This window comes from Paenibacillus sp. GCM10027627, from assembly GCF_042675505.1.
GTDB lineage: Bacteria > Bacillota > Bacilli > Paenibacillales > Paenibacillaceae > Pristimantibacillus.
The window spans coordinates 383,076-408,142 of record NZ_JBHTHB010000004.1 but is presented as its reverse complement, the minus strand read 5'-3'; the positions used below and the strand labels follow the sequence as shown (position 1 = coordinate 408,142).

General features: G+C 49.2%; 26 protein-coding genes. 14 read left to right on the top strand and 12 right to left on the bottom strand.

Translation table 11 applies throughout. The features are described 5' to 3' along the window. Positions 1-26 precede the first annotated feature (26 nt). Genes ACFQZE_RS16500 through ACFQZE_RS16490 form a run of 3 tightly spaced genes read left to right on the top strand, consistent with a single transcriptional unit; the run spans position 27 to position 2,667 of the window. Complete coding sequence (locus ACFQZE_RS16500; protein WP_379359287.1) at positions 27-1,517, top strand: sugar ABC transporter ATP-binding protein; 1,491 nt, start codon at positions 27-29, stop codon at positions 1,515-1,517. Beyond that, positions 1,514-2,506: an ABC transporter permease gene (locus ACFQZE_RS16495; protein ID WP_379358923.1), complete on the top strand. Its 993-nt coding sequence runs from the start codon at positions 1,514-1,516 to the stop codon at positions 2,504-2,506. The genes ACFQZE_RS16500 and ACFQZE_RS16495 overlap by 4 nt, the downstream gene beginning before the upstream one ends. Positions 2,507-2,535: 29 nt before the next feature. Further along, positions 2,536-2,667 (top strand): hypothetical protein, encoded by a 132-nt coding sequence (locus tag ACFQZE_RS16490; RefSeq protein WP_379358921.1) that lies wholly within the window; start codon positions 2,536-2,538, stop codon positions 2,665-2,667. A 66-nt stretch (positions 2,668-2,733) separates the two neighbouring features. Here ACFQZE_RS16490 and ACFQZE_RS16485 read toward each other — a convergent pair whose 3' ends face one another. Next, positions 2,734-2,874, bottom strand: coding sequence for a hypothetical protein (locus tag ACFQZE_RS16485; protein ID WP_379358919.1), 141 nt, complete (start codon positions 2,872-2,874; stop codon positions 2,734-2,736). 181 nt (positions 2,875-3,055) lie between these two features. Here ACFQZE_RS16485 and ACFQZE_RS16480 point away from each other — a divergent pair, with 181 nt between their 5' ends. Beyond that, a complete protein-coding gene (locus ACFQZE_RS16480; protein WP_379358917.1) occupies positions 3,056-4,072 on the top strand; it encodes an RDD family protein in 1,017 nt (338 codons plus the stop codon). Between the two features lie 117 nt (positions 4,073-4,189). Here ACFQZE_RS16480 and hflX read toward each other — a convergent pair whose 3' ends face one another. After that, a complete protein-coding gene (gene hflX / locus ACFQZE_RS16475; protein ID WP_379358915.1) occupies positions 4,190-5,476 on the bottom strand; it encodes a GTPase HflX in 1,287 nt (428 codons plus the stop codon). Between the two features lie 606 nt (positions 5,477-6,082). On the opposite strand from hflX, the gene ACFQZE_RS16470 reads away from it, so the two are divergent. After that, positions 6,083-6,367, top strand: a complete 285-nt coding sequence (locus ACFQZE_RS16470) for a hypothetical protein (RefSeq protein ID WP_379358913.1) — start codon at positions 6,083-6,085, stop codon at positions 6,365-6,367. 107 nt (positions 6,368-6,474) lie between these two features. Further along, on the top strand, positions 6,475-6,870 hold the full coding sequence (locus tag ACFQZE_RS16465; RefSeq protein ID WP_379358911.1) for a hypothetical protein: 396 nt from the start codon (positions 6,475-6,477) through the stop codon (positions 6,868-6,870). A 67-nt stretch (positions 6,871-6,937) separates the two neighbouring features. Here ACFQZE_RS16465 and ACFQZE_RS16460 read toward each other — a convergent pair whose 3' ends face one another. Then, positions 6,938-7,762, bottom strand: a complete 825-nt coding sequence (locus ACFQZE_RS16460; RefSeq protein ID WP_379358909.1) for a hypothetical protein — start codon at positions 7,760-7,762, stop codon at positions 6,938-6,940. 234 nt (positions 7,763-7,996) lie between these two features. On the opposite strand from ACFQZE_RS16460, the gene ACFQZE_RS16455 reads away from it, so the two are divergent. Then, positions 7,997-8,776 carry a Cof-type HAD-IIB family hydrolase gene (locus tag ACFQZE_RS16455; protein ID WP_379358907.1) on the top strand — a complete coding sequence of 260 codons (780 nt, stop codon included), beginning with the start codon at positions 7,997-7,999 and terminating at the stop codon, positions 8,774-8,776. Positions 8,777-8,868: 92 nt separating this feature from the next. Next, the gene (locus tag ACFQZE_RS16450; RefSeq protein WP_379358905.1) at positions 8,869-9,642 is read left to right on the top strand and encodes a protein-glutamine gamma-glutamyltransferase; all 774 of its coding nucleotides are present in this window, start codon (positions 8,869-8,871) and stop codon (positions 9,640-9,642) included. Positions 9,643-9,733: 91 nt separating this feature from the next. Here the strand turns inward: ACFQZE_RS16450 and ACFQZE_RS16445 are convergent, their stop codons facing one another. From ACFQZE_RS16445 to ACFQZE_RS16435, 3 genes are all read right to left on the bottom strand, one after another. Then, positions 9,734-10,975: a lytic polysaccharide monooxygenase gene (locus tag ACFQZE_RS16445; RefSeq protein ID WP_379358903.1), complete on the bottom strand. Its 1,242-nt coding sequence runs from the start codon at positions 10,973-10,975 to the stop codon at positions 9,734-9,736. A 414-nt stretch (positions 10,976-11,389) separates the two neighbouring features. After that, entirely contained in the window at positions 11,390-12,127 is a 738-nt protein-coding gene (locus ACFQZE_RS16440; protein WP_379358901.1) for a peptidylprolyl isomerase, read from the bottom strand. Positions 12,128-12,291: 164 nt separating this feature from the next. Next, complete coding sequence (locus ACFQZE_RS16435) at positions 12,292-12,930, bottom strand: TVP38/TMEM64 family protein (RefSeq protein WP_379358899.1); 639 nt, start codon at positions 12,928-12,930, stop codon at positions 12,292-12,294. 126 nt (positions 12,931-13,056) lie between these two features. Between ACFQZE_RS16435 and ACFQZE_RS16430 the strand changes: the two genes are divergently transcribed. Further along, positions 13,057-13,749 (top strand): class I SAM-dependent methyltransferase, encoded by a 693-nt coding sequence (locus ACFQZE_RS16430; RefSeq protein ID WP_379358897.1) that lies wholly within the window; start codon positions 13,057-13,059, stop codon positions 13,747-13,749. A gap of 23 nt (positions 13,750-13,772) precedes the next feature. Here the strand turns inward: ACFQZE_RS16430 and ACFQZE_RS16425 are convergent, their stop codons facing one another. The 4 genes from ACFQZE_RS16425 to ACFQZE_RS16410 all read right to left on the bottom strand — a co-directional run bounded on the left by ACFQZE_RS16425 (position 13,773) and on the right by ACFQZE_RS16410 (position 17,576). Then, positions 13,773-14,225, bottom strand: a complete 453-nt coding sequence (locus ACFQZE_RS16425) for a MarR family winged helix-turn-helix transcriptional regulator (protein WP_379358895.1) — start codon at positions 14,223-14,225, stop codon at positions 13,773-13,775. Between the two features lie 136 nt (positions 14,226-14,361). After that, positions 14,362-15,345, bottom strand: a complete 984-nt coding sequence (locus ACFQZE_RS16420; protein WP_379358893.1) for a 2,3-diaminopropionate biosynthesis protein SbnB — start codon at positions 15,343-15,345, stop codon at positions 14,362-14,364. Then, entirely contained in the window at positions 15,342-16,316 is a 975-nt protein-coding gene (gene sbnA / locus ACFQZE_RS16415) for a 2,3-diaminopropionate biosynthesis protein SbnA (protein ID WP_379358891.1), read from the bottom strand. The genes ACFQZE_RS16420 and sbnA overlap by 4 nt, the downstream gene beginning before the upstream one ends. 24 nt (positions 16,317-16,340) lie before the next feature. Next, entirely contained in the window at positions 16,341-17,576 is a 1,236-nt protein-coding gene (locus ACFQZE_RS16410) for a phenylacetate--CoA ligase family protein (RefSeq protein WP_379358889.1), read from the bottom strand. A gap of 234 nt (positions 17,577-17,810) precedes the next feature. Between ACFQZE_RS16410 and ACFQZE_RS16405 the strand changes: the two genes are divergently transcribed. Beyond that, complete coding sequence (locus ACFQZE_RS16405) at positions 17,811-18,620, top strand: YheC/YheD family protein (protein WP_379358887.1); 810 nt, start codon at positions 17,811-17,813, stop codon at positions 18,618-18,620. 217 nt (positions 18,621-18,837) lie between these two features. Continuing rightward, the gene (locus ACFQZE_RS16400; protein ID WP_379358885.1) at positions 18,838-19,218 is read left to right on the top strand and encodes a DUF6843 domain-containing protein; all 381 of its coding nucleotides are present in this window, start codon (positions 18,838-18,840) and stop codon (positions 19,216-19,218) included. Positions 19,219-19,305: 87 nt separating this feature from the next. Here the strand turns inward: ACFQZE_RS16400 and ACFQZE_RS16395 are convergent, their stop codons facing one another. Together ACFQZE_RS16395 and ytxJ are read right to left on the bottom strand one after the other, a co-directional pair. Further along, positions 19,306-20,553 carry an S-layer homology domain-containing protein gene (locus ACFQZE_RS16395; protein WP_379358883.1) on the bottom strand — a complete coding sequence of 416 codons (1,248 nt, stop codon included), beginning with the start codon at positions 20,551-20,553 and terminating at the stop codon, positions 19,306-19,308. Positions 20,554-20,844: 291 nt separating this feature from the next. Then, complete coding sequence (gene ytxJ / locus ACFQZE_RS16390; protein WP_379358881.1) at positions 20,845-21,183, bottom strand: bacillithiol system redox-active protein YtxJ; 339 nt, start codon at positions 21,181-21,183, stop codon at positions 20,845-20,847. A gap of 223 nt (positions 21,184-21,406) precedes the next feature. Here ytxJ and ACFQZE_RS16385 point away from each other — a divergent pair, with 223 nt between their 5' ends. The 3 genes from ACFQZE_RS16385 (at position 21,407) to ACFQZE_RS16375 (ending at position 24,338) form a co-directional block, all read left to right on the top strand. Continuing rightward, positions 21,407-21,982 carry a TetR/AcrR family transcriptional regulator gene (locus ACFQZE_RS16385; protein WP_379358879.1) on the top strand — a complete coding sequence of 192 codons (576 nt, stop codon included), beginning with the start codon at positions 21,407-21,409 and terminating at the stop codon, positions 21,980-21,982. A gap of 127 nt (positions 21,983-22,109) precedes the next feature. Further along, complete coding sequence (locus ACFQZE_RS16380) at positions 22,110-24,128, top strand: YhgE/Pip family protein (protein ID WP_379358877.1); 2,019 nt, start codon at positions 22,110-22,112, stop codon at positions 24,126-24,128. Between the two features lie 45 nt (positions 24,129-24,173). Then, entirely contained in the window at positions 24,174-24,338 is a 165-nt protein-coding gene (locus ACFQZE_RS16375; RefSeq protein WP_379358875.1) for a hypothetical protein, read from the top strand. The last annotated feature ends 729 nt before the right edge of the window (positions 24,339-25,067 follow it).

The following is a 25,067-nucleotide window of genomic DNA, read 5'->3' as shown; positions in this document are numbered from 1 at the left end:
CGGAACGACGTAGCGGCAGACTGGAGATGAAAGGCATATCGATTGCCTTCCCCGGGGTGCAGGCGCTGACCGAAGTAGATTTCCATACAGAGAGCGGAAGAAGCCATGCGCTCATTGGAGCGAACGGAGCGGGAAAATCGACGCTGATGAAAGTGCTGTCGGGCGCATACGGCCACTATAGCGGTGAAATTTGGCTGGATGGCAAGCAGGTCCATATTCGAAGTCCGAGAGATGCCAAAGAGCTTGGCATCCAAATTGTCTATCAAGAAGTGGACATTGCGCTTATTCCCAATTTGAGCGTTGGGGAAAACATTATGATGGAGCATACCGTTCACGGGATGCGCGGCAAACATATCATCAAGTGGGGAGAGCTGCATCGCGAGGCGAAGCGGGTGCTGGAGAGGCTGCGGGTTAGCGTGCCTACGGGCAAGCTTGTGCAGGAGCTTACACTTGCCGAAAAGCAGATGGTGCTTATTGCTAGAGCCGTGTCTATGCAATGCCGTTTTCTTGTGCTGGATGAGCCGACCGCTCCGCTTAGCCGGAGCGAGACGGAAGCGCTCTTTGCCCTCGTTCGCTTGCTGAAAGCGGAAGGGGTAGGCGTTATTTTCATCTCTCATCGGCTTCCGGAGCTTTACGAGATTTGCGACGATATTACGATTATGCGCGACGGGCGATTAGTTGCTCGAAATGAGATGGCGGAGCTTGAGCCTCATCAAGTTGTGGAGCATATGCTTGGCGCAAAGCTGGAAGGACAGTTTCCAAAAAGAATCGGCGCCATTGGCGGAATTGCCTTTGAAGCTAAGCGCATTTGCGATGGCGGCAAAATAAACGATGTGTCCCTTTTTGTGAAAAAAGGAGAAATCGTCGGACTAGCCGGACTGGTCGGAGCGGGCAAAACAGAGCTGTGCCGGGCGCTGTTCGGCGCTTCTGAATTTTCTTCCGGGGAGCTGTGGCTAAACGGGAGCAAGCTGAGGGCGAACAACCCGCATCAGGCTGTAAAAGGCGGCTTGGCGCTTGTCCCTGAAGAACGCCGGAAGGAAGGCATTTTTGTAGAGGAGTCGGTGGCGGCCAACTTATCGGCTGCAAGCTTGAAGCGCTATGCCCGCGCGTTCGCATGGCTGGACCGGGGCAAGGAGCGCGTGGCGGCGAGGGGCATTGTGGACGGACTCGGCATCAAAACGCCGGACGAACATGCGAAGGCCGGTAATTTGTCCGGCGGCAATCAGCAAAAAATCGCCATCGGCAAATGGCTGCTCGCCGATGCGGAAGTGTACATTTTCGACGAGCCGACCAAAGGCGTCGACGTTGGAGCGAAACGGGACATTTACGAGTTGATTGCGGAGCTGGCGGGCCGGGGCAAAAGCATCCTTTACGCATCCAGCGAATTGCCGGAAATGATGGGCATTACGGACCGCGTCTACGTCATGTACGACGGAGCGATTACGCATGAGCTGGAGACGGCTCGGACGAACGAAGAACAATTGATGCTGTACAGCACGGGAGGCATACAACGATGAATAGCACCCCCATAGCCGCAACCAAAAAAGGGACAGGCGCATTTGAATTTTTGTACAAGTATGGAACGCTGATTACGATCTTGCTGCTCATTATTTTTTTCGGGACGATGACGGACAATTTTTTGACTTCCGCTAATATTGTTAACATCCTCAGATCCATATCCATCGTTACTATTATTGCGATTGGCCTTACCGTATCGTTGTCCGTCGGCGGGTTTGACTTGTCCGTTGGCTCCACGGCTTCTTTGGCGAACGCTTTAGTCATTTCCATGTTCGTCTGGCACGGTCAAAATATAGGGCTCGGCATTGCGATCACTCTTTTATTCTGTCTTGCGGTGGGACTAGTAAACGCCTTTCTCGTCATTAATTTTAAAATTCAAGATATGCTTATGACGTTGGCGACGATGTTCATTTTTCAGGGAGTGGCGCTCACCTATACAAAAGGGGCTACCGTCTCGGAAAATATGATTATGCCAAGCGGCGATTTTGCCACGGGGCAAATTCCTGCTCTTTTCTCCGAACTCGGAAAAGTGCCATGGATTATTGTGATCATGCTCGTTTCCGTATTGCTCGTTCATTTATTTCTTACTTATACGAAGCATGGCCGCTATATGTACATGATCGGCGGGAATGCCGAAGCGGCGAAGCTGTCGGGTATCGCGGTCAGCAAATATAGACTTCTCGCTTATGTGCTTTCCGCATTGTTTGCTTGTCTAGGCGGCATTGTGCTTGGCGCTCGCGTGATGAATGCCGAAGTGAGCTCCGGTGCCCCTTACTTAATGGATGCGGTAGCGGCCGCTTTTATCGGCTATTCCGTTCTCGGTGCAGGCAAGCCGAACGCGTTTGGAACGTTTATTGGAGCGGTGCTGATCGGGCTGTTGTCCAATGGCCTCATCATGATGTCCGTTCCATATTATGCGATGGATATTGTAAAAGGCTCCGTACTCGCTCTTGCGCTGGCGATAACCTATTACAAGCGTAAGCACTAGCTGCTAACTAGATAAACATAAACTGGAGGATGACTGCTAGAGATGAACCAACCACCAAATGTGCCACCGAATGTACCACCAAATGGGCCATCAAACGGGTCAACGAATGTACCAACAAATGGGCCGTCAAACGGGTCAACGAATGTATCGGCAACAAATAATCCGTCAAACGGGCTAGTGAATGTACCACCAAATGGTTCATCAAATGCACCATCGAACGGCCCTTCCTATGGTCCGCCAAAAATACCTTCATATGGATCTTCCAATGAGCCGTCGAATGCGCCGGTTAACGTACCGCTGCCAAATGCACCACTAAACGTACCATCAAACGGACCAGCGTATGGCCCGCCAAATGTTCCATTGAGCATATCGCAAAATGTACCACCTAATGTGCTGCCAATTGCACCGTCAAACGCGACATCGGGCGTACCGCCATTTGGCTCACCATTCGAACAGCCATACCAGCCGCCATACCAACAGTCAAATGTACCGCCGAACGCTCCGCCTAGCGCGGCTCAACATTTTTCCGCCCGACAGGGATATGCGGAAATGAATATGACAGAAGAGAAGTTTGCGGAAAGTTTGATGAAAAGGTACGGCAGCTCCCTCTTTTTCAAACGTTGGGGAGCAACCGTTATTGATTTTATCTTTCTAGCTTGCTCAGGAAGCTTCTTATTACTGTTAAAAGAAGACGCGTTTTTTGGCGGACTTGCTATCTTCCTGTTATATATAATTCTCTATTATGTTCTGTTGGAAGGGCTGACGGGGTATACGGTCGGCAAGCGCATTTTCCAAATTCGTGCGATCAATGCCGACGGGAAGGCGCCAGGTTTTGTAAAGGGGCTAATTCGCTCTTCCTTGAGGATTGTTGATACAAATCCATTTTTATTAGGGGCTTTGCCGGCTGGCATTAGCGTATTGATTTCGAGTAAAAAGCAACGGGTTGGCGATATGGCTGCGGATACTTATGTGGCCAATTCTAGAGATTTGCCGGATACAGGACGTCAAAAACCGCTTTTGTACACATTGATCGCTGTTGCTTTATTGGTCGTTACACTTGCCGGAGCTGTCGTAAATATTGCTGTCGGTTCAAAAGTAAAAGGCGGCATGATCGGACCGGATATTCAAGAGAGCTTTGTGAGCTCCAGCGGGAAGTTCGAATTGTCGGCAGGACCAGATTGGACCCAAACGGATATTTATGAAGGGCCTGAGCTTGCCATTGAAAACTTAACAACCGGAGAGTACGCTATGCTTATTGCTCATCCTAAAGATGAAACGTTCACCCTCAATGACATTGCCGATTTTGCCGAATCTGCGGTTTATGACCATTATGAAGATGTAACTATGGACTCCTTTGAAAATGTGGCTATAAACGGGCACTATGGCTTCCAATATCAATTCAACGTTACAACTGCCGAAGGGGATACCTATTGGTATTTGTCTACCATAATTGAAACGGATAAATATTTCCTCCAGTTGTACGCCCTAACGCCGCTAACAGATTCAAATAGTTCTCGGCAAGAGCTAAAGGATATGGCTAATTCTCTCCAAGTAGTCGCACCTTAAACGGCTACAATAACAATTGAAAAAACCTTCGATTCCGCAACAAATGCGGTTCCGAAGGTTTTTTCATTTTTGCACTATTTGGCTGCGCATGTGCCGCCGCCTCACTGTACCTTGCTCTTACAGCTCGGTAAAGTCGCCCCGGTGCCGATCATAGACGGCAAGGCTGCATTCCAGCTTCATCCGGGTTCCTTCCTCCTCGTAACTGGTGGAGATGACATGAGCATGCTCGTTAAAATAAGAGACAAGCCGTCCTTGATCGTAAGGAATGACAATTTCGCGTACGACATAATCGTCATAAATGCGGCCTCGGATCAAGTCGACCAGCTCGGTCAATCCTTTCCGCTCTTTAACAGACATATAAATGCTGCTGTCGGTAGCTTGCGGATAAGGATGGTCGGTCAGATCGCATTTATTGTAGGCGTAAACGGTCGGAACATCTTCCGCGCCAAGCGCAGCAAGCGTTTCATTCGTGACAGCAATGAGCTGATTATAGTCCTCATGGGCAAAATCTACGACATGTATAAGCAAATCCGCTTCCGTCACTTCCTCCAAGGTGGAGCGGAACGCTTTGACGAGATGATGCGGAAGCTGGCTGACAAATCCGACCGTATCCGTCAGAAGGAACGATTTGTTGTCGGGCAGCTCGATGCTTCTTACCGACGTTTCCAGTGTGGCGAATAACATGTCTTTCACAAACACTTGCTTGGATGTTTCGGGATCATGCAACTCAAGCATGGCGTTCATCAAGCTTGATTTGCCTGTATTCGTATAGCCGACTAAACAGACAACGGGCATTTCGTTTTTTTGGCGTTTCTTTCTTTGCAATTGACGGGTAGCCACGAGCTTCTCAAGCTCCGCCTGAAGAGCGGTAATTCGCTCTTCGATCCGTCTGCGGTCGAGCTCCAGCTTCGTTTCGCCGGCGCCTCTGTTTTTTAATCCCGATCCGCCGCCCTGCCTGCCAAGCGATGCCCGGAGCCCGACTAGCCTTGGGAGGGAATATTGAAGCCGTGCGACTTCGACTTGAAGCTGAGCTTCTCTTGTCTTTGCTCGTTCTGAGAAAATGTCCAAAATAAGCATGGTACGGTCCATAACGACACATTCCAGTTCGGACTCCAGGTTGCGGATTTGAGAAGGGGACAGCTCATCGTTAAAGATGGCCATGTTTGTTTCATGGGCCTCAAGCAGTGCTTTCAGCTCTTGAATTTTGCCCGTTCCAATATAGTGGGAGGGATTGATCCGCTCCACCTTTTGCGATAGCTCATCTACGACGTCCACATAACGGGCTGCCGCCAAATTGCGAAGCTCCATCATGGAATAAGCGAAGTCGGTATCCTTTTGAAGCTGAACGCCAACGATAATCGCTTTTTGTATTTGCATTTCCGTTAAATCCGTTAATTTTGTCATCTATAGGTCCTCCTTAAATTCACAACGTTTAATAAATCAAAAAACACAGGCGCCATCGCCTGTGCTCACATCGTCGCAAGAGGAGTTCGGAGTCGCCCATAAACCAGATATAACTGGTTCCAGTAGGGTGAATGGTCTTCCATAGTCGCTGGCTAATTGAGAACCTAATTAAAGTAGACATTCTGATGCTTGCGTATAGACGACGCTAACGTTAGACGTGTCACTCGCGAATCATCAATTAATCGGCTTCAAAAAATGTTCAGCAATGTACTATGGGTGGTTACGAATGTAAGTAGACAGACCAATCCTGAGTCCTCTGCGTGTACGCAGAGCTTCGGCGCTATTCAATTAGCCGCGCAAAGACCTAACTCGGATATAATCAATCAACACGTAACCCTCCAATCCTTGGAATGAGAACAGTGTAGCATACTTGAAAACCGAGAGCAACCGAGAGAACGGTTTAAAGAAATCTCCACCGCTTGAGGGAGTTGCCCGGCCATACCATTCGTGTTAAATTGAATAAACCACACCAAAACGGAAGCGCCGTATGTGCAGAAGAAATTCTGCGTGTACGGCGCTTTTATGATTTGAAGGAGGCAGTGAATTGTGATGGAGGAAGAGAAGGGACCCCAGGATAAGAGCGCTCCTATCCGGCTGTATTTGGAACGGGAGCATCGCCATGAGGCAGATAGAATGATGGGGTATTTGCAATATGCGGGACAGGATGAAGCGGGCTTTTCGTATCGCAACAAAGTGACCCGCTCGCTCATCGTAGTGGACGATGAGGGGAACCTCGTATCCTGTGCAAAGGATGCGCTTCATACGATTGCGATCTACAAAACCTTTTTCCCAAAGCGCACATACCGCAAAAATAAAGAGCGGAGAGCATAGTGTTTAAAAGAGGAATTGATCCTCTCGGGGGCGAAACCATTTAAGAAGGTTTGACGTTAAACAAGTGGAAGGGCAAGAAGGATAACTCCCAAAGGAGAGTGGCTTCGATGAGCTGGATTCCGAAGGCAAGAAGCGGCAAATGGTGGATCATTTCGGCGGTGTCTACTCTTATTTTCGGAGCGGGAATTGGGCTGGTTCGGTTCGGTTTAATGGATCAAGCAGTTACCGCAGTGCATGCTTTCAGGTTTCTGCTTCTGGCAGCGGTTCTTTCGTTCGTATTTGGTCTTGCGGGATGGCTTGGAGCCAAGTGGCTATGGGGACTATCCAGTATTGGAGTTCTATTGGGTCTTGTGCTTATGGCTACAATGGCGGATGATCGATCCGGATGGGAGGATTTGGTCGGATTTTTGTCTTTCCTTATGATAACGGCGCTCGGAATTGCCGCAGGTTTGTTGGTAGAGGCTATCGCAGCTATTGTACGGAATGTGCGCAAATCTGGATAAGGCAGCTCATCTTATTAAAAAGGCGGCATTGGAAAAACGGAGAGTCCGTTTTCATGCCGCCTTTTGCTTATTTATAGCTCAATAGCTTGGCTTCTGCCTGAGCTAGAACTGCGGATATGCTATCTTCATAACCGTAGTGATTAGCTTTATAAACTAATAGTTGACGTTCGTATACGAGAAGGCGGGCAAGCGAAGTGGACGTTCCCGGTGCGTCTCCCCTCCGAATGGATGCGGACAGCGCTTTCGATTCGGTGCCAAACTGCTTCTTGAGGCTGCTGGCTAATCCTTTGACCGACTTCAGTTGGGGAGCCGTCGCTTCGTTGGCGGAGAGGATGCTGCGAACTGCCGACATTTTGGCGGATGCCGCTGATTTGGCCTTTTTGACGGCGTCTTCCTTTGCTTTGATTTCTTTATTTGCAGCTTGTACGGCAATTCGGGTAATCTCTACCTGCGCGTTGACGATGGAGGTCAATTCTTTGTTTCTGAGCGCTTTTGCCAGTCTAAGCTGGTTTTTTTGTGCCTCGTAGAGGTCAAACAGAGGTTTGTATTTCCCTTCGGTTTCTAACAGCTTGGCTTGCAAAGAACGAATATGTTCCGCGTCGATTCCTTTAATCCGCTTGCGCAGCTCCTTGTCCTTGCTTTCATTTCGGTAGTGGAGCGCTTTAATTTTGGCATCCCAGTCCGTTTCCTGCCGCTGTAGCGTCTGAAGATCCGCATAATGCTGCCTCAATAAGGCGGCGGTTACGGGCTCGGCTTTTTCCACAATTTTGTTGAAGGCGGCTTTGGCCGTGGCCGACAGCTCGAAAGGAGCGGCAAACGAGACGGCAGGCGATGAAGCAATCGCAATGGCGGTGATCCAGATCAGGCATAATGAAAGCAGCGATATTTTCAATTCAAAAACCTCCTTATGACTGAGCAACGGCGAAGAACGGCAAAAAGCACCCGCAAGGTAGACGACTGGCGTCATACCTTGCGGGTGCTTCCCGCTTGGCCGATTACTATTTTTAACTACTATACACCAACTTCGAGGGACGGTCAATTCGTCGGCATATCCTTTCATTTCCGTACTAGCCGTAACCTCTCCACTTCTTTATACTAAAGAAAAAAAGGATAGGAGAATGGCAGCATGAGCTACAAAATCGTTTTTTTTGATATAGACGGCACTTTGGTAAACGAAGATAAGGAGATTCCGGCGGATACTGTAAAAGCGATCCGGGAGTTGAAGGAGAAAGGGATCGAGCCGGTTATCGCGACGGGCAGAGCCCCATATTTTATTAAGCCGCTGGCGGAGATGCTGGGCATCGAGTCGTATGTATGTTTAAACGGCGGTTACGTCGTATACAAAGGGGAGCCTTTGTACAGGCGTGAAATAACCAAAAGCGCATTGGAGAAGCTGGTTGCACTTGCAGGTCGTCACGATCACGGACTCGTCTTTGAGGGGGAGCATACCTATTGCTCAGATCGGGAGAGTCATCCCTTTATTAACGATGCGATATTGTCGCTGAAAGTGGATTTTCCCGGCTATAACCCCGACTTTTGGCGGACGGATGACATCTTCCAAGTATTCCTGCACTGCGAAAGCGGCGACGAGCCGTTGTATGAAGAGCTGAAATCGGAGTTTACGCTTATTCGCTGGCATCCGCAGGCGATGGACGTGCTGCCCTTCGGCGGCTCCAAGGCTCAAGGCATTGCGGCTTTGCTGGAGAAGCTGGGCTATACGGCGGAAGACGCAGTTGCCTTCGGCGACGGCCTGAACGACAAGGAAATGCTGCATTACGTCGGCTTTGGCGTGGCGATGGGCAATTCCCATCCGGAACTGCTTCCTTTTGCCAATTACGTCACGACGCATGTGGACGAGCAAGGCATTCGCAACGGATTAATTGAGGCAGGATTACTGGCGGTTTAGACGTTGAGGAAATCCGGTTATTTTCAACTCACCAATCGAACGATGCCTACGTACAATAACCTAATCAACCTAATCGGTTTGGAGGTAGGCGCGTGATTGTAATATTGGACGGCAGTCCCGTACAAGTTCCGCCAGGGATGTTGACGGAGTTTGAGAAGAAAATATTGAACCGGAAAATGAGCAGTCCTGCTTTATATCAGTATCCGTCGCTTAATGCGCTTGTTTTTGAGCTGAAGCTGAGGTCGAATATTGTGAATGCGGCGAGAGCGATGCATCAAAGCGGGGTAAACTTTGCAACCTTCGAAAATTCCCACAGCAACCCGCAGTATTGGATTCGGGTACCTAATGGCGGATTTTTGCTTAGGCCCGGAGTACCGCCATCTGCTGCGGTAAACGATATTTTTAATGAAGGTCAACTGTACGGTTTTGAATGCGCAACGGCTATTATCATTATTATGTACAAAGCGGTGCTGGACACGATTGGCGAAGCGGCGTTCAACCGCCATTTCCGCAACCTGTTTCTTAGAGACTGGCAGACGGATCAAGATTTGCAGCTTGAAACGTCCTATAATCTAAATGAGACATATCCTGGCGACGTGCTCTATTTCAAAAATCCGGATCATGATCCTTCGACGCCAGAGTGGCAAGGGGAAAATGCGATTTTGCTCGATGACAACTTGTTTTTTGGGCATGGCATCGGTATTGACTCCTCTCAAGAGATTATTGCTCAGCTTAACCGGGCAAGGGTGCCGGGCAGCATGATTTCGGCTTTTTTGCAAAACTTGGTGCTTCGTCCGGATTTTGCGGAAGTCCAGTCGCTCACGATGAGAGACGGAGAAGCAACGACAGCACGATTCCGTCGGTAATGATTCATGGTTTTGAAGCTTGTTGCGAAAAAGGAAGGCTGGATCGCGTGATGACGCGGCCCAGCCTTTTGTTGGTTATAGGGGTTAATGTTTAAGCCTTGACCCAAACATCGGATTGGTCGGGACGACTGCCTTGCGTCCACCAACGGGCAACATATTCCACGCCGTTGAAGACGACCCGGTCGCCGCCGAGATAAACTTTGTTGCTGCTCCATTCCACGGTCGTTTTGGTAAGCAGTCTCCAGGCAGCAGAAGTGTCCGGAGTATTGTTTTGCGTCCAATATTGCGCTTCGTATTCCAATCCGCCGTATTGGACCTTATTTCCTTTTACATAGACGGTTTTCGAATTCCAAACCGGCAACTGGCTATTTCCGCCGCCGTTTTCACCGCCGGTTTCCTCTTTCAGCGTTCTGACTGTTAGCGGAGCGGAGAGATCGGATACAAGGCCGTTCGCATCGGTGGCGCGTACCGTATACGTAAAGGCAGTATCAGCCTTTAAGCCCTCATCCGTAAAAGTGGTGTGGGATGTCGATCCGCACAGAACGCCATCGCGGTAAATATCGAACTTTTTGATGCTGATAGTGGATGAGCCAGGCAGCCAGCTAAGCACGATCGATTTTGCCGTTTGCAGCGCAGAAGCAAGCTTACTTGGCGCGGCAGGCGGATTAGTCGGCTCCGGTTCCGGCTCAGGTTGAGGCACAGTGCCGTCGTTGCTTAATTGAACATCGATCACCTGGTAAAACGCATTGACGGTATCAGCAATTTCCCATACCCCCAAAATGAGGTGATAGCCGCTTCTGTCTGTTGGAACTTCACAATCATGGGAAACGCTTGTCGGAGGCTTAGCACCTTTGTAGTCGATATAGCAGAATGGCTTAGGCTCCAGCGAGTCGCGAGTAAGCGGCTTCGACGGGTCCCAATCCTTTTTCGTTATATAATAGCTCCAGCTTTCGGAAACATGGTTCGCTGTCAGCTTCCACTTAAACGTTTGTTTACCGCCGCGAAGCTCAACCTTTTTCCAGCGGGTAGCCGTTTGCTCATTCAGTTCTTTAAAAACGCCTGCGCCAGCAATTTGACCGTCGGCAGGTCCCGATTGAGGGAAGTTGCCGATCGACTCCAAGCTTTGCGGCTCGTATTGAACGGCTCCGCAATTCGTATTTAACTTGTCCTTGCACATGTAGGCCCGGCTTGCAGGGGATTCCATATATCCGTGCGCGGCTGCGCTTTCGGATAGCAGGATGGAGAGGACGAGGGCTAGCGCCATTGCGCCAAGCGCCATGAACAGGGTGGCCGGATTTGCCCCGCGCCGTATTGCTGCTGTTTCGTTAGTCATTTATAATTCCTCCTTCGGTAGTGGATGACGCAGAAAGGCAAAATATTAAAGTAACGCAGGTCACCTCCGCGACAAAGTATAGCATGGGTCATATTATTGGTAAATAATTCTTTATACATAGAAGAAAGTGAGAATATTTCAGATTATATACAATCAGAACCTTTGTTTAATTGGCAATTTATGTGTCTATATCGCAATCAATCTCCAGTTTATGAATAGTGAAAAAGGACTAAAAATGGAGGCTTTTCGAACGGGAACGTCTAGTTCTCTATACATAGAAAGAAAAAAGGCGGCACGGAGCGAAAACAGGGGGATAAGTCTGCTTGGCCATTTGCAACCAAGCCAGCTTGTCCGCCATTTTGTTTTCGTCCGTCCCGCCATGGAGACCATGTCTGAATTATTTTGCGTTGCTGCTTAAGAAACCTTTTCAGGCTTTTCGAAGGTCATGCCTTTTTTGTCCACCGTTACTTTTTTCATGGAGATAGGCTCCAAAGGCTTGTCGCCGGCGTCTCTCTCCTGATTGACGACGGTATCCGCGTTTTCAATGCCCTCGATGACTTTGCCGAACGACGCATATTGATTGTCCAAGAACGGGGCCTCTGCAACCATGATAAAGAATTGGGAGCCCGCCGAATCGGGATCGTTTGCGCGAGCCATCGAAATGACGCCTTTTGTATGCTTCAGCTTGTTCGTAAAGCCGTTGTCGGTAAATTCCCCTTTGATCTTGTAGCCGGGTCCGCCCGTACCGTCTCCTTTAGGATCGCCGCCTTGGATCATAAAGCCGGGAATGACGCGGTGGAAAATCAATCCGTCATAATATCCCTCTTCGATCAGGGAAATGAAGCTGTTAACCGTATTGGGAGCCACCTCTGGATAAAGCTCCACTTTGATCGTAGTGTCGTTGCTGAGTTCGATGGTAACGACAGGATGTTTGTCGGAACCAAGAAGTTCAGGTCCGTCCTCTGCCGGCGCTGAAGGCGCCTGCGATGCCACTGGAGATGGAGATTCGGAAGGCGATGGGGAAGGCGATGCCGTGCTGCCGCCGGAGGAGCCATTCCCGCTTCCTTTATTGACTCCGCAGCCAACGACCGCCAGCGCCAGGATCAAGCATAGAAGCGCGACGACACCCAGTTTTCTTTTTGCTTTGCTCATAAATCATGTTCCTCCTTTGTTATTTAATAACGAATGTTCGATTGTCCAGCTTTAATCTTAACATAGTCCCAAAAGGAAAATCTAACCTGAAAAAGTCGCATTTGCTAGACGGGATTGATGAGAAACGGCAGAAAGGAGTCGCGGCTTGTAAAAACATGTCGAAACTATGCGCCCGGGGCGGTGCTGCGAGCAATCGCTTTCTTTTGCCAGAGTCGGTAAGCGCCTAAGGAAATAGCAAGGAATACGGCATAAATGGCGATCGTTATAACAATATTTTTTGGATCGCTCATGACATGATCCCCGACGAACGCAAACAGCAGCATGGCCGGAATTTTACCCGCAGACGATGCAATGGCATACGACAGGAAAGAAACGCGGCTTAGGGCGGCATACACGTTGATAATGATGGACGGGATAAAAGGGAGCATCCTGGCGAAAAGAATAGCGAGGAAGGCATTCTGCTCGAACAGTTTCGTCACCTTTTCCACACCCTTATAGCGGTAAAGCATTCTCTCTCCCCATTCTTGGTAGCCGTAGCGAACGAATAGAAACATGATAATGGATGCGGCGGCGGAGCCGATCCAGGTGATGCTGGCTCCGAGAATAGGGCCGAGTGCCGCGCCGATGATCCCGCCGACAATGGGATAAGGGATGATGGGGAACAAAGCCATAAGGGTCGCCATTAACGCTATGAGCGCGATAGGATTCGACTGCTGGAACCAAGCGAGTATTTCTTCTCCGTACATATAAATGAGAGCTGCCGTCGCTGCGTACAAGGCGGCGATTGCGATTTTTTTCAGCATGGATGAAACCTCCGGTTGGAATATGATTTATTATAACATGCTTCGTATAGGACAAGCCCGCTTGACCTTGTCGTTACGTCAACGTTTAAGATGAAGGCGAGAACCAAGGAATGGAGGGCTGACGAAATGCCGAATCACGATGAAATCTATAACAAGGAAGCGCTTGGCTATGATGAGCTGATCGCTGCCCAGCCGAGCTTGCTTCCCGTCATTAATGACATTAGGGAAGCTGCCGGACTGGATATCGTGGATATGGGGGCGGGCACGGGCAGGCTGACAAATGTGCTTGCGCCAGTAGCGAAGTCGATTATGGCTACGGATGCGGCCGAAGCTATGCTGAAGGTAACGGGGGAGCGGCTGAGAAGCGCGGGCTATTCCCATTGGGGGACCATGACGGCGGATCACCGCAAGCTGCCGCTTGAAGACGGCTGTGCGGATTTGGTTGTATCGGGCTGGAGCATCTGTTACTTATGTACGTCAGACAACGAAAAGTGGAAGGACCATTTGGCGGAAGTGATGGGCGAGATTGATAGAATCCTTAGGAGCGGGGGAACGGCGATTCTGTTTGAAACGATGGGCACAGGCTGGGAAAGCCCTCATCCGCCGGATTTCTTAGTTCCTTATTATGAAGCTCTCGTTCAAGATTACGGCTTTGCGCATCGCTGGATTCGACTGGACTATCACTTTGAAAGCGTGGAGCAGGCGGAGCGATTGACGAGGTTTTTTTTCGGCGACGAGCTTGCGGACCGTGTAGCGAAGGAGGGCATCCGGCATGTGCCCGAATGCGCGGGAGTTTGGTGGCTGCATAAGGACAAATAAAAAAAGCGCGGGAGAAAACGATGTTAATCGTTTTCCTCCAGCGCGCATTGTTTAACCCGGCCAAGCAGCAGCTTCATTTGGTTCAGCAAAACATCTGCTTCCTCCGGGGTGGCATCAAGCTGACAGGCCAGCTTGGCGGGGATGCCTTCGGCTTGTCCGCGAAGAGAGCGGCCTTGCTCCGTTAAGGCGACCAAAACGCTTCTTTCGTCGTTTTTGTCGCGGGTCCGGGTAACGAGACCTTGTGCCTCCAGCTTTTTTAAAAGCGGCGTCAACGTGCCGGAATCGAGATACAGTCTGGCGCCGAGAGCGCTAACGGTCACTTCATCCTTTTCCCACAGGGCGAGCATGGTGACATATTGCGTATAAGTGAGACCGATGTCCTGGAGCAGGGGCCGATAAAGCTTCGTGATCTCGCGCGAGCAAGCGTATAGGGCAAAGCAAATTTGATTGTCTAGCAGCAAGGTGTCGTCAGTCATTTGGGCGGCCTCCATAACAAACGCCCGAGGGGCGCAAACCGCCTTCGGGCTTTAATAAAATTCAATCAATTTAATTGCAATAAATTTAATATAAATGAACAGTGGTTATCTTGTCAATTAGAGAAGCGTCAAAGCGTTAGCGTGGCAGAGGAATACCGATTTGGAGCGTGTTCCCCTTTTTGACATACCAGTCCGCAACGGCGATATCGAAAGCGGCCATACCCATCGGACAGAACAAAATGGGCTCCTGACCGGCTTTCCCCTTCAACTTTTTGTTAAGCACCACATGTGCGAGCGTGACAGCTTGCTCTTCCTGAAGCCCGTTTTCCCGATGCAGCAGCTCGATATCGGTATTTTCCCGGCATACTTCCGTCCAACTGTCGACAACTATCGTTTTAATGCTTCGGATGGCTTCAAGGCGGTAATCGCGCAGCGAAACATCGAGCAGGAGCGCACCTTCTGGCGGCGGGAGATGAATATAGCGATTGTCGCTAACGGTACATGTAATGATCACGTCGGAATTGTTGTACAGTTCCTCCCAATTGTCGGCGATTCGAATTCGCCCTATCCATCGTTCATCGCTCTCTTCGTCAAGCTCGACTCCTCGAAGATCATAAAGCGATATGCGGCTAATCACATCCCCGTACAGTACCTTGCACATGTCAAAATGAAACCGGCCAATCGGCCCCATACCGATAATTCCGATTCGCAGTTCGTTCTTTGGCGCCTGATGCGCGGCCAGCCAATGCCTGATCATAAGGCCGCTGACCGCAGCCGTTCTGGCGGCGCTGACCGTAGCCGTATTCAAGATAGCAGAGGGCTGCCCCGTATCCGCATCGTTCAAAATGGTCACGCTGTGGGCCCTTGGCAGACCGCGGTTTAGATTGCCCGGAAAGCTGGCAATCCACTTTAGCCCAGCGGCATGAAAGTCCCCTCCAACATAGGCGGGCATTGCGATAATTCGGTTTTGCTCATTTCGAAACCGCAAATAAGGCTTAAGCGGCTGAACGTAATCGCCTTTGCCAATAAGAGCCGCCGCTTCTTCCGCCACATCGACGAGCTCGCCCCAATGAAAGCCGATAGCGCGCAAATGCTCCTCGCCCAAATAAAGCAAAGTCATGTCTCACTCCCCGTTTCTAACGTTTTGCCGAATTGCTCCCGCATCCAATTATCGTCAAACACAGTATCCATATATCTTTCGCCTCGGTCATGCAGAATCACGACGCAAGTAGAGCCGTCAGGAATACGATCCATCATCGCTTGCATGGCGGATATGACAGCCCCCGACGAAGGGCCGGCTAGAATAGATTCCTTTTCCGCCAATTCCCGGCAGGCTGCTGCCATGTCCAGGTCGGTAACGTTGACCGCATAGTCCATAAACCGCTCCTCGCCAAATGGCGGGACGATGCCTGCGCCAAGGCCGGGAAAGCGTCTCGGACCTTTGCCTCCTCCGAAAATGACGCTGCCTACCGCATCTACGGCAATCACTTTGCACTGGAGCGCGTGATCCTTAATGTAGCGCGAGCAGCCCAGCATGGTGCCGCAGGTGCTGACCCCTCCGGCAATAAAATCGACTTTGTCCAGTGCATTCGCGATTTCGGGCATGGTTCCGTAATAATGGGATAAATAATTGTTTTCGTTCCCGTATTGATTCGGCCAGTAGCTTCCCGGCAAGCTTTCAAGCAGCTCCCTTACGCGCGTAAGTCTGGCAGGAAGAAACTCTCCTGTTTCGGGATCGGGGGAGTCTACGTAAGAAACGTCCGCGCCGTAAGCTTTCATAATGGCTATATTTTGCGCCGCCGTCCGGGGATCAATGACGCTTATGAACCTCATCCCCAAAAAGGAGCAGATAGCGGCGAGACTGATGGCCATATTGCCGGAGCTGGACTCGATGACAACGGAGCCCGAACGAATCAAGCCCTTCGCCATAGCTTGCCGGACGATGCGCAAGGCGGGCCGGTCTTTGGCGCTGCCGCTTGGATTCATCAGCTCAAGCTTGCCGAAAACGGTAATGCCTCTTGTGTTTGAAAAAAGATGAGTCAGCGGGACAAGCGGCGTATTGCCTATTTGATCTAACCAGCTATTCCGCATCGGCAGCAGCCCTTTCCTTCACTTTCATTGATATAGTTTCTTTGCTTTGACGGAGCCGCTTGGAAGCTCCTCTCTCCCGGAAGCATGCACGACTTCGATTCCTTGCAGCAGCCGGTTACGAATCATCATGCCGATATCTTCGATTTTGTGCTCCACGTCCCGCTTGATGGCTTCCGCGGCTGCCGGCCCCATGGAGCCGCTTTTGATATACAGCTTAAGCTTGTTATGTTCAACCTTCACCCGCAGCGTTGCATCGTCCAAATGGCGGCTGACGACCTCTTCAATATCGTACAAGCTGATCTTTTCGCCATGTTTAAGCTCGCGGCCAATTCGTTTTGTAAGGCAATCGAACAGTTGAATCTGTTTGCCCTGATGGAGAACGGTGCGGAAATTTCGCACGACGTCGTAGGTCACAAACCGCATAACGGGAAATAAAGTCCGATGGAAGGAAGTCAAAGTCAAAACGCCTTCGTCGCTCCGCAGCGGGGCGAAGCTGCTATCAATGCGTTCAGCCGGCAAAGCTTCTCCGAGCAGTCCTTCTGACAAAACATAACTGCCGAGCTCATGGGAGTAAGCGGCTATCGCTCCTACTTCTATTGAACCTAACGTATCCAGAAGATCGGCCGGGGCGAGGCCGAAGCGCTCCGCCATTCGGGCCTGCCATTCGGAGGAGGCGAGCTCGCCGACGAGGATGATTTTGCGAAGCCCCAGCTCTTGCGGACTTTCAGCTGCATCGGCTATTGCTTCCAAAATAGAGGGCATCGTGTACAGCAAATGAGGCCGATACTGTTTCAGCTTGGCGAGATGCTCTTCGATTGGTGCTGTAAAAGGAATCGATTCTCCTTCAATACCAAGGCTTGCAAAAATAGCGATGGCGGTACTCGCGGCATGGCCGGTGCCGAGATCGGCAAGCGCGCGGATCACCCCATGATCGTCGCCCAGCCACTCGTTGAAGCTGGTTCTTTTGGCATCGGTATATTGCTCGTCGTCTTCATTGGAATAATAAATGGCTTTCCGGATGCCGGAGGAAGTGCCCGACGTTCGATAGACCGATAACCCTTCTTCCGTTCGGGGAGGCTGGGAATAATAATGTTTTTCGAGCAGCTCGGCGGTTAGAAGCGGGAGTTTCTTTAGAAGAGTGAAGTTGTCTAGGGGAGCTGGGTTTGGATGTTCGATGCCGTTTTCCCGAAGCAGCTCTTTATACCAGGGATGCCATCCCGAAATGTGGAGCAGATGCGCGTTCAGTCGCAAATCGTTCATAAAAAAGGAAGCCTCCCCAAGTGGACAAAATGGAGTCGTTATTATGCCTTACTTAAGCATATGTCCGGCTCGAACGATGGTTCAGGGATGACGACAGCGGCCTAAAGCGATTTTGTCTTTTTTTCGTATAGTAATAGTAGAGAGAGTCGATAGAGACAGGAGTCTAGCAAAAGGAGCGGTGAAAATTCATTCTAGCGTTTCGCCTTCGGGTGACGGAAGGGAGATCGGGAAAGCATGCCTAAGGCTAAGGGGAAAGCCAGCGGGAAAGCGTACCGTACAACCGATAAGTGGGCCAAAACAAACGTCATGTTAAGAGATAGCGGACTGAACTCTTATATCCCGCTTACTAAGAGGTTAAGCCAGTTGACGCTTGGCAAAATGCTGGGGTCCTATCAAATGGTCTATGTAAAGCCTACTTTCGGCTCTATGGGCAGAGGAGTTATGAGAGTGGAAAAGTCTTCTGCGGGAGGGTACAACTACCAGCTGGGGGGCAGCAAAAAGTATTTTCGCACACTGAGGGGCTTGTACGCCTCTATTCGTAAGGATACGAAAGGAAAAAGTTACCTCATTCAACGAGGAATCCATTTGCTCACGTATGAAGGACGGGCGTTCGACATGCGCGTAGTCGTGCAGAAGTCTCCTTATGGAGGCTGGGAAACGACGGGGACGGTTGCAAGGGTCGCGCATCCCGACAAAATCGTGACCAACGGAAGCCAAGGAGGGACGATATTGCCGGTGGAGCAAGTGCTCGGCATTCATTCTAGTCCGGGTCAGATAGATCAAATTTTGTCGCAGCTTGAAAGAGTGGGCGTAAGCACGATGAAAAGGCTAAGAAAATATTATCCAAGCTTAAATGAAATTGGATTGGACGTTGCCATCGACAATGATCTCAGAGTGTGGATATTGGAGGTTAACACAAAGCCGGATCATTGCCCGTTTGCCATTTTGCAAGATCAGACGATGATTCGGCGTATCGTTTATTACGGGGGGCAGTACGGCCGCAAATACAAGTTGAATTGCAATAAGGCGAAGGCTGTCCTTTAATTCTGGAAATTGAACCGGCCGGGAATGGTTTCCCGGCCGGTTTAAATATTTAATGGGAAAAGCGATTGAATTACAGTAAACTAATAAATAACTCCATCGGATAAAACTGTTAAAAGGAAGGTGGCTGCTCATGGCAAAAAAAAGGAGTTCAAGCAACATCGCTTTAATATGCGTCGCAATAGCATCTGCGTCCATTGCAGTAGGAGTTATTATACTATTGTCTATTGTTTCGGATAGGACAACACATAAGTACTTATTGCCGGAAGGGTTTACGGGATGGATACAGGTTACATATGAACAGCCTGAACACCCTCCTTTGAAAACAGAAGGAAAAAAATTAGTGTACGAAGTTCCCCCTTCTGGGAAAATAGTGACATCAAGCAAAAACGCTACAGGTCCAATGGAACTTAACTATATCGATCAAGAGGGGAAACAAAAACAATTTCGGACAGATATTCCGCTGATCCATGGACTCGGCACCTCGTCCGGAGAAAGCTCAACGGGTGAACTATTTCCTGAAAAAGTGACTTTTTTTGTAGGGACGGAACAACAATGGCGTGAAGCAGCGGATACACGGCCATCTTTACATAATAAATAGTAAGAACCCGCTAGGAAGCAACTTCCCGGCGGGTTCTTTATTAGTTAGTGGTTCTACTGAAGCTGTTCGCGCTAACCAGCCATGCCGCTACTTTCTGGCTGCAACAGAGAAGATGACTTGTTTAGTTTTTGCGTCGATTAGAACATTGATGGAATCCGTTCCGATCGTATGGTTGGTTTTCGCAACCGTTTCGCCTTTCTCCACTTTGGCGCATACGTCGGAGAACAGTTGCTTGAACGCAATCGCATTATAGCCGAACAAGCCGTTGGAAAACTGCTCGACCACTTCCTTGTTGCGGGCAAGCGAGCCGTCGCGCAGACGGATCGTTATGCCGTACGTATTGTACTGAGGGTCCAGCCAAATAGCCGCTTCCTCATGGACGACCGGCGAGCCCGATGGACGGTTCAGCACATTGTCCTTTTCAGATTGGTCCTTATACAAGCGAAGCGTTGTATCAAATAGATCCTGATTGGAGCCGCGCAGCTTGCCGACTGAAATGAGGGATTCGTATGCATCCCACATCCGTTTGTCCGGGAATACAACAATTTTGTTTCCGCCGCTTGCCGTCGGTACGATACGTTCCAGCTTGTCCGGCGAAACTTTAACCGGGATTCGTTTGGACTTGTTGGTCAGCCGTTCCAAAATAACAAGCGATTGCGCTCTCGTTACCTTTTGCCCGACTCCAAAAAATCCGTTCGGATAACCTTCCATGATACCTTTTACAAGCGACTCCGCGATAAAACGTTGTTCCCTCTCCGATGCACCGTTGATATCTCCAAAAGACTGAGCCATTTTTTGCCCGAAGCCGCTGTCTTCCAAAAACTCCGTTTCCTGAAGTGTGTAATAGATGATTTCCGCCACATTTTCACGGGTCATATCTGCTTGGAAGTCGGAATAACGGCTCTTATTCAAAAAGTGCAAATCGCTTGCGATATCGATAAATTCTTTGGCCCAATAACCAACAGGGCTTGGTGCAAATGAAAAGTAACGGTAATCCTGTTTCAAAATAGCCTGGTTCTCCGGACTCAGAGAGCCTAAGAAATTCGTATTCCAACTGCGAGATCCGTTCTGGTGAAGGTCTGTGTACGAAAGGATGAGCATTTTGACAAATTGGTCCACCTTGACTGTTTCTTCTGGTTTAAAAGTCCCGTCCGGATAGCCTTCCAGTATGCCTTGACGTACCATGCCGTTGATCGTTTTTTCCGCCCAATGTCCTTTCGTGTCTTTAAATGCGGAGACTGAGGTGGCCGCCGCGGCTTGTTCGTATGCTGAAGGCGTTGCCAAAACCGCCCATACCATCGAAATTCCTAATAAGATTAGTGCCAACCGTTTCATGTATTTATTTCCTCCTACTTCGATATATTCCGACATTCTCTAGATAACCACATCTATTCGTTATTTAGAATGGGCATAATGATGCAACCTTTGCCAGCAGGAGGGCTTAGTAAGGAGTAGACCTTTGCTCTTACTTATGAAAGCGGACTAGTCGGAATGACATAGAAATGAAAAGGCGTAAACGGGGACATTAGGCGCAATAGAGGGGTTGTGCAAAATACGGAGCAATGAAAAAAGGCTTGAAGGCATGTCTGCCCTGCAAGCCGTTTTGTTTAATTTCTAAGGATACGTTTAGTCCAGCACCGCGCTGATATGCGCTTTCGTGACGGACCAGTGGGAAGCGGACCACACTTTTGCTTTTTTATCGATATAAATAATTTGAGGCGATTCGTGCTTAACTCCGGTATCTTCGGCGATTTTATTGGAGACGGGACGGGACTCGATTACTTTTATTAACAAATAGTCGACATCTTGTCTCGGGCTGCCTCCCAAATATTTGTTGAACTCCTCATAGGCGTTGGAGCTTACCGGACACGTTGTGCTGTGTTTAAAAACGACGACCGGTCGGTCATCGGAACGCTGAAAAGCTTGATCCCACTGTTCAGCAGTTGTAATTTCTTGATAGCTCATAAGAACACTCCTTTTCTCTTTGCCACGCGGAATAATTGCCGCAATTATGCTGTTATTATATCTCTTCGCGCCGTCTAAAGCCAACGTGGCGAATGGAGGACGATTCATTTTTAAAAATGGGGTTGAAAGAGGGGCGAGAACGTGTTATTATTGCTTCAGCAACAAAATGACCGATTTAGTATTTTGGTCAGTTGGTCAGAAAGCGCAAGGAGGTGTTGCCAGAATGGCTATTGATCGACGGCAGCAAATCGTGGATGCGGCGGCTAAATCATTTTCGTTATTTGGCTATAAAGCAACAACGATGGATGGCGTAGCCAAAATTGCGAATGTGGGCAAAGGAACGATCTATACATTCTTTACGAATAAAGAAGAGCTATTCCAGGAAATTATGAATCGGATGATCGGCGAGATGAAACGGGTTGCCGAAACGGCGATTGAGCCGGGCAGAACGTTTTTTGACAATTTGAACGCCGCTTTGGAGCTATTGCTTGATTTCCGCGAGGAACATGAGCTTGCGCTCAAGCTTTCACAGGAAATGCGGGAAATTGGCACACCGATGGCACTGGAAGGATTGCAGCAGCTGGAAAATGCGGTTGTCGGCTATATCGCGGTGCAAGTAAAGCTGGCTATTGAAAAAGGTCAGATAAAACCTTGCGAGCCGGAAATGACGGCGTTTATTATGCTAAGGCTGTACATGGCGCTTACGGTGGAATGGAAGAAAGGTCATAAGCCTCTCGAAAAAGGCCAGGTCGCAGAACGGCTAAGATTTTATTTGGAGCAAGGATTGGCTCCGGCGTAAGCGGGATGCCTTTTTTTACGGCCTGAAATGACCGAATGATGAAATTGGTCAGTTGGTCTTTTATGGTCGGGATGGTTGATCATGTTTTAAGCAAACAAGAAGTTGACTAGAAGAAGGAGTGGAAGAAATGAAGCTAAAAGGGTTAAAGCAATTTGGCTCTGAGCTTGCAGCGATTGCGAAAAACAAAAAAGTTTTGATTCCCGTAATCGCCGTGCTGACGGTGCCGGTTATGTATACGGCTATGTTTTTAGGAGCGTTTTGGGATCCGTATCAACGGTTAGAGGAGCTTCCGGTAGCGGTTGTCAATTCTGATACAGGGACGGAGTTCCAAGGGAAAGAGATGCATATCGGTCGCGACTTTGAGGAAAAGCTAAAGGAAAATCCGAAGTTCGACTGGGCTTTTGTCACCAAAGATGAAGCCGTTCAAGGAATGAAAGACAACAAATATTATATGGCGATCGAAATTCCGGCTAATTTTTCGGAAAAAACAACGACGCTGACTTCAGATAAGCCAGAACCGGCTAAGCTGGTTTACTTACCAAATGAAGGCTTTAACTTTTTGGCCGCACAAATCGGCAATACCGCTGTTGAGCAAATGAAAGGTTTGCTGAACAAAGAAGTTACATCGGCCTATACGAGAACGGTGTTCGAAAAGCTGGAGACGGCTGCTGACGGGATCGTGAAGGCAAGCGACGGAGCCGGCAAAATTGCCGAAGGCACTACAAAAGCAAAAGATGGAGCCGAATTGCTGGAGCAAAATTTAACTAAGCTAGCTAACGGCACAATGACGTTGCAGGATGGAGCCTCCAAGCTGAATGAAGCTGGCAAAAAGCTGCAAAGCGGAAGCTCTGAACTTCATAAAGGCGCAGGCACGCTGACAAACGGGATCGGCCTAATGGCGGATGCGAGCGGCAAATTGTCGCAAGGCGCAAATGGCGCTTTGGGCGGTTCCTCTAAGTTGGCGGACGGCTTAACGAAATCTTCCGCCGGTGCTGCGGAACTGAAAGACGGAGCGAAGAAATTGGCAGCTGGTTTAGAAGGTATGGCTGCACAAAACGAAGCGCTTGCGAAAGACGCGAATTTTCAAGCATTGCTTGCTGCAAGCAAAGGTTTAGCGGCTGGACTTGAACAGTCGGCAGCTGGTCAAAAGCAGCTGTTGGCAGGAGCAAACGGATTGGAAGCGGGCTTGAAGGAGCTTGCAGCCGGTACGGGAACGCTTCAGCAAAAGCTCGGTGAAGCTAAAACTGGCGCAGGCACATTAACAAACGGACTCGAAAAGCTGTCCGGTGGATCGGCCGAATTGTCGGCTGGACTTGGCAAATTGAATGATTCGGTAGGCACAATGAATTCCGGCGCTAAGCAATTGGAAGAAGGCGTGACCAAAATGGCTTCCGGTTTAACGGAACTCGAAGGCGGTACGAAAGAACTTTCCACTAAGCTAAGCGACGCATCATCGCAAACTTCTGAGCTGGCTATGACGGACGATATGGTTGGCATGTTCGCGGAGCCAATTGAGCTTGATGTTGAGCGTGTATCTGAAGTGCCGAACTATGGCACAGGTTTTGCACCGTACTTCCTATCGCTTGGCCTATATGTAGGGGCTTTGCTCATTACGATTGTGTATTCGGTAAGAGAGCCTGCCATCAAGCCGGCTAACGGCTGGAGCTGGTTCTGGAGCAAGGCGCTGACGCTGATGCTCGTAGGTACCATTCAGGCACTCATTGCGGATGCAGCATTGATCTTCTTATTGAAGCTTGAAGTTCAAAATATGCCATTGTTTATCTTGTTCTCGATTGTCACTAGCATTACTTTTATGATGCTCATTCAATTCTTTGTTGCTACGTTGGGCAACCCGGGCCGCTTTGTTGCGATTGTACTGCTTATTTTGCAGCTGACAAGCTCGGCCGGCACATTCCCTCTGGAACTGATTCCAGGCTGGTTGCAACATGTAACGCCTTGGCTGCCAATGACTTATTCGGTAGCCGGTCTAAAAGACGTCATCTCCAGCGGCGAACTGTCCCGTATGTGGAGCGATGCAGGAGTACTCGCCATCTTCGGAGTCGGCTTCTCGGTACTAACGCTCATTTATTTCAGCGTTACTCACCGCAAGGAGCGCGGCGGCGAAAGCAACGAATTGGCGGTATAAGACTTGCGTAAGCTGAAGGTTAGTTGTAGGTAAGAGCAAGTGAAGATGGAAATGCCGCATCATAGTAGCAATAATATTGAAGCAGAAGCAGAAGCAGAAGCAGAAGCAGAAGCAGAAGCAGAAGCAGAAGCAGAAGCAGAAGCAGAAGCAGAAGCAGAAGCAGAAGCAGTAACAGATGCAGTTGCAACTTGGAAAACTGTTTTAAACTAAAATTCATCTTTGAAAAATAGTCCTTGGCTCCATCCTAGCGGTGGAATCAAGGGCTATTCTTTTGGTGTCAACCATGCCAAATATGTTTGAAGTGTTCTAACGGGTGATCAAACGAAGCGGCTTATAGTGGCTTAATGGTTTATTGCAGCAAATTTGCGGTAAAAACAGATATGATACTCATCCATTTTAAGTTATCGAAACAAATGGATAGGGTGAATACTGTTTTTAAGCCTCAATGGGAATAGTGATTTATGGCACCACTAAAGGTCCGAAATGGTCGGTTCGGAGTAGATTAGTTGTTTGTGGAACCACTAAAGGTCCGAAATGGTCGGTCTGGAGTAGATTAGTTGTTTGTGGAACCACTAAAGGTTCGAAATGGTCGGTTCGGAGTCGGCTAGTTGTTTGTGGCACCACTAAAGGCTCGAAATGAGCTGTTCGGAGTAGATTAGTTGTTTGTGGAACCACTAAAGGTCCGAAATGGTCGGTTCGGAGTAGATTAGTTGTTTGTGGCACCACTAAAGGTTCGAAATGGTCGGTCTGGAGTAGATTGGTTGTTTGTGGAACCACTAAAGGTTCGAAATGGTCGGTCTGGAGTAGATTAGTTGTTTGTGGCAATCCCCAAAAAAGCACTAATCATTCATACTTATTTAAAATCATTAGCTACTCAAATCCGACTTTTAACGTTCTAAACTATACTTTTCAGACCCAAATTTAACTAAAACAAACCGA

Excerpts from the sequence above, each read along its gene's own strand:
- ACFQZE_RS16445 (WP_379358903.1), bottom strand. The coding sequence starts at position 10,975 with ATGACTAACGAAACAGCAGCAATACGGCGCGGGGCAAATCCGGCCACC.
- ACFQZE_RS16480 (WP_379358917.1), top strand. The coding sequence starts at position 3,056 with ATGAATATGACAGAAGAGAAGTTTGCGGAAAGTTTGATGAAAAGGTAC.
- ACFQZE_RS16495 (WP_379358923.1), top strand. The coding sequence starts at position 1,514 with ATGAATAGCACCCCCATAGCCGCAACCAAAAAAGGGACAGGCGCATTT.
- ACFQZE_RS16410 (WP_379358889.1), bottom strand. The coding sequence starts at position 17,576 with ATGAACGATTTGCGACTGAACGCGCATCTGCTCCACATTTCGGGATGG.
- ACFQZE_RS16380 (WP_379358877.1), top strand. The coding sequence starts at position 22,110 with ATGAAGCTAAAAGGGTTAAAGCAATTTGGCTCTGAGCTTGCAGCGATT.
- ACFQZE_RS16395 (WP_379358883.1), bottom strand. The coding sequence starts at position 20,553 with ATGAAACGGTTGGCACTAATCTTATTAGGAATTTCGATGGTATGGGCG.
- ACFQZE_RS16420 (WP_379358893.1), bottom strand. The coding sequence starts at position 15,345 with ATGACTTTGCTTTATTTGGGCGAGGAGCATTTGCGCGCTATCGGCTTT.
- ACFQZE_RS16385 (WP_379358879.1), top strand. The coding sequence starts at position 21,407 with ATGGCTATTGATCGACGGCAGCAAATCGTGGATGCGGCGGCTAAATCA.
- ACFQZE_RS16465 (WP_379358911.1), top strand. The coding sequence starts at position 6,475 with ATGAGCTGGATTCCGAAGGCAAGAAGCGGCAAATGGTGGATCATTTCG.
- sbnA (WP_379358891.1), bottom strand. The coding sequence starts at position 16,316 with ATGCGGAATAGCTGGTTAGATCAAATAGGCAATACGCCGCTTGTCCCG.
- ACFQZE_RS16485 (WP_379358919.1), bottom strand. The coding sequence starts at position 2,874 with ATGCTCAATGGAACATTTGGCGGGCCATACGCTGGTCCGTTTGATGGT.
- ACFQZE_RS16455 (WP_379358907.1), top strand. The coding sequence starts at position 7,997 with ATGAGCTACAAAATCGTTTTTTTTGATATAGACGGCACTTTGGTAAAC.
- ACFQZE_RS16435 (WP_379358899.1), bottom strand. The coding sequence starts at position 12,930 with ATGCTGAAAAAAATCGCAATCGCCGCCTTGTACGCAGCGACGGCAGCT.
- ACFQZE_RS16425 (WP_379358895.1), bottom strand. The coding sequence starts at position 14,225 with ATGACTGACGACACCTTGCTGCTAGACAATCAAATTTGCTTTGCCCTA.
- ACFQZE_RS16500 (WP_379359287.1), top strand. The coding sequence starts at position 27 with ATGAAAGGCATATCGATTGCCTTCCCCGGGGTGCAGGCGCTGACCGAA.
- hflX (WP_379358915.1), bottom strand. The coding sequence starts at position 5,476 with ATGACAAAATTAACGGATTTAACGGAAATGCAAATACAAAAAGCGATT.
- ACFQZE_RS16490 (WP_379358921.1), top strand. The coding sequence starts at position 2,536 with ATGACTGCTAGAGATGAACCAACCACCAAATGTGCCACCGAATGTACC.
- ACFQZE_RS16430 (WP_379358897.1), top strand. The coding sequence starts at position 13,057 with ATGCCGAATCACGATGAAATCTATAACAAGGAAGCGCTTGGCTATGAT.
- ACFQZE_RS16375 (WP_379358875.1), top strand. The coding sequence starts at position 24,174 with ATGGAAATGCCGCATCATAGTAGCAATAATATTGAAGCAGAAGCAGAA.
- ACFQZE_RS16405 (WP_379358887.1), top strand. The coding sequence starts at position 17,811 with ATGCCTAAGGCTAAGGGGAAAGCCAGCGGGAAAGCGTACCGTACAACC.
- ACFQZE_RS16440 (WP_379358901.1), bottom strand. The coding sequence starts at position 12,127 with ATGAGCAAAGCAAAAAGAAAACTGGGTGTCGTCGCGCTTCTATGCTTG.
- ytxJ (WP_379358881.1), bottom strand. The coding sequence starts at position 21,183 with ATGAGCTATCAAGAAATTACAACTGCTGAACAGTGGGATCAAGCTTTT.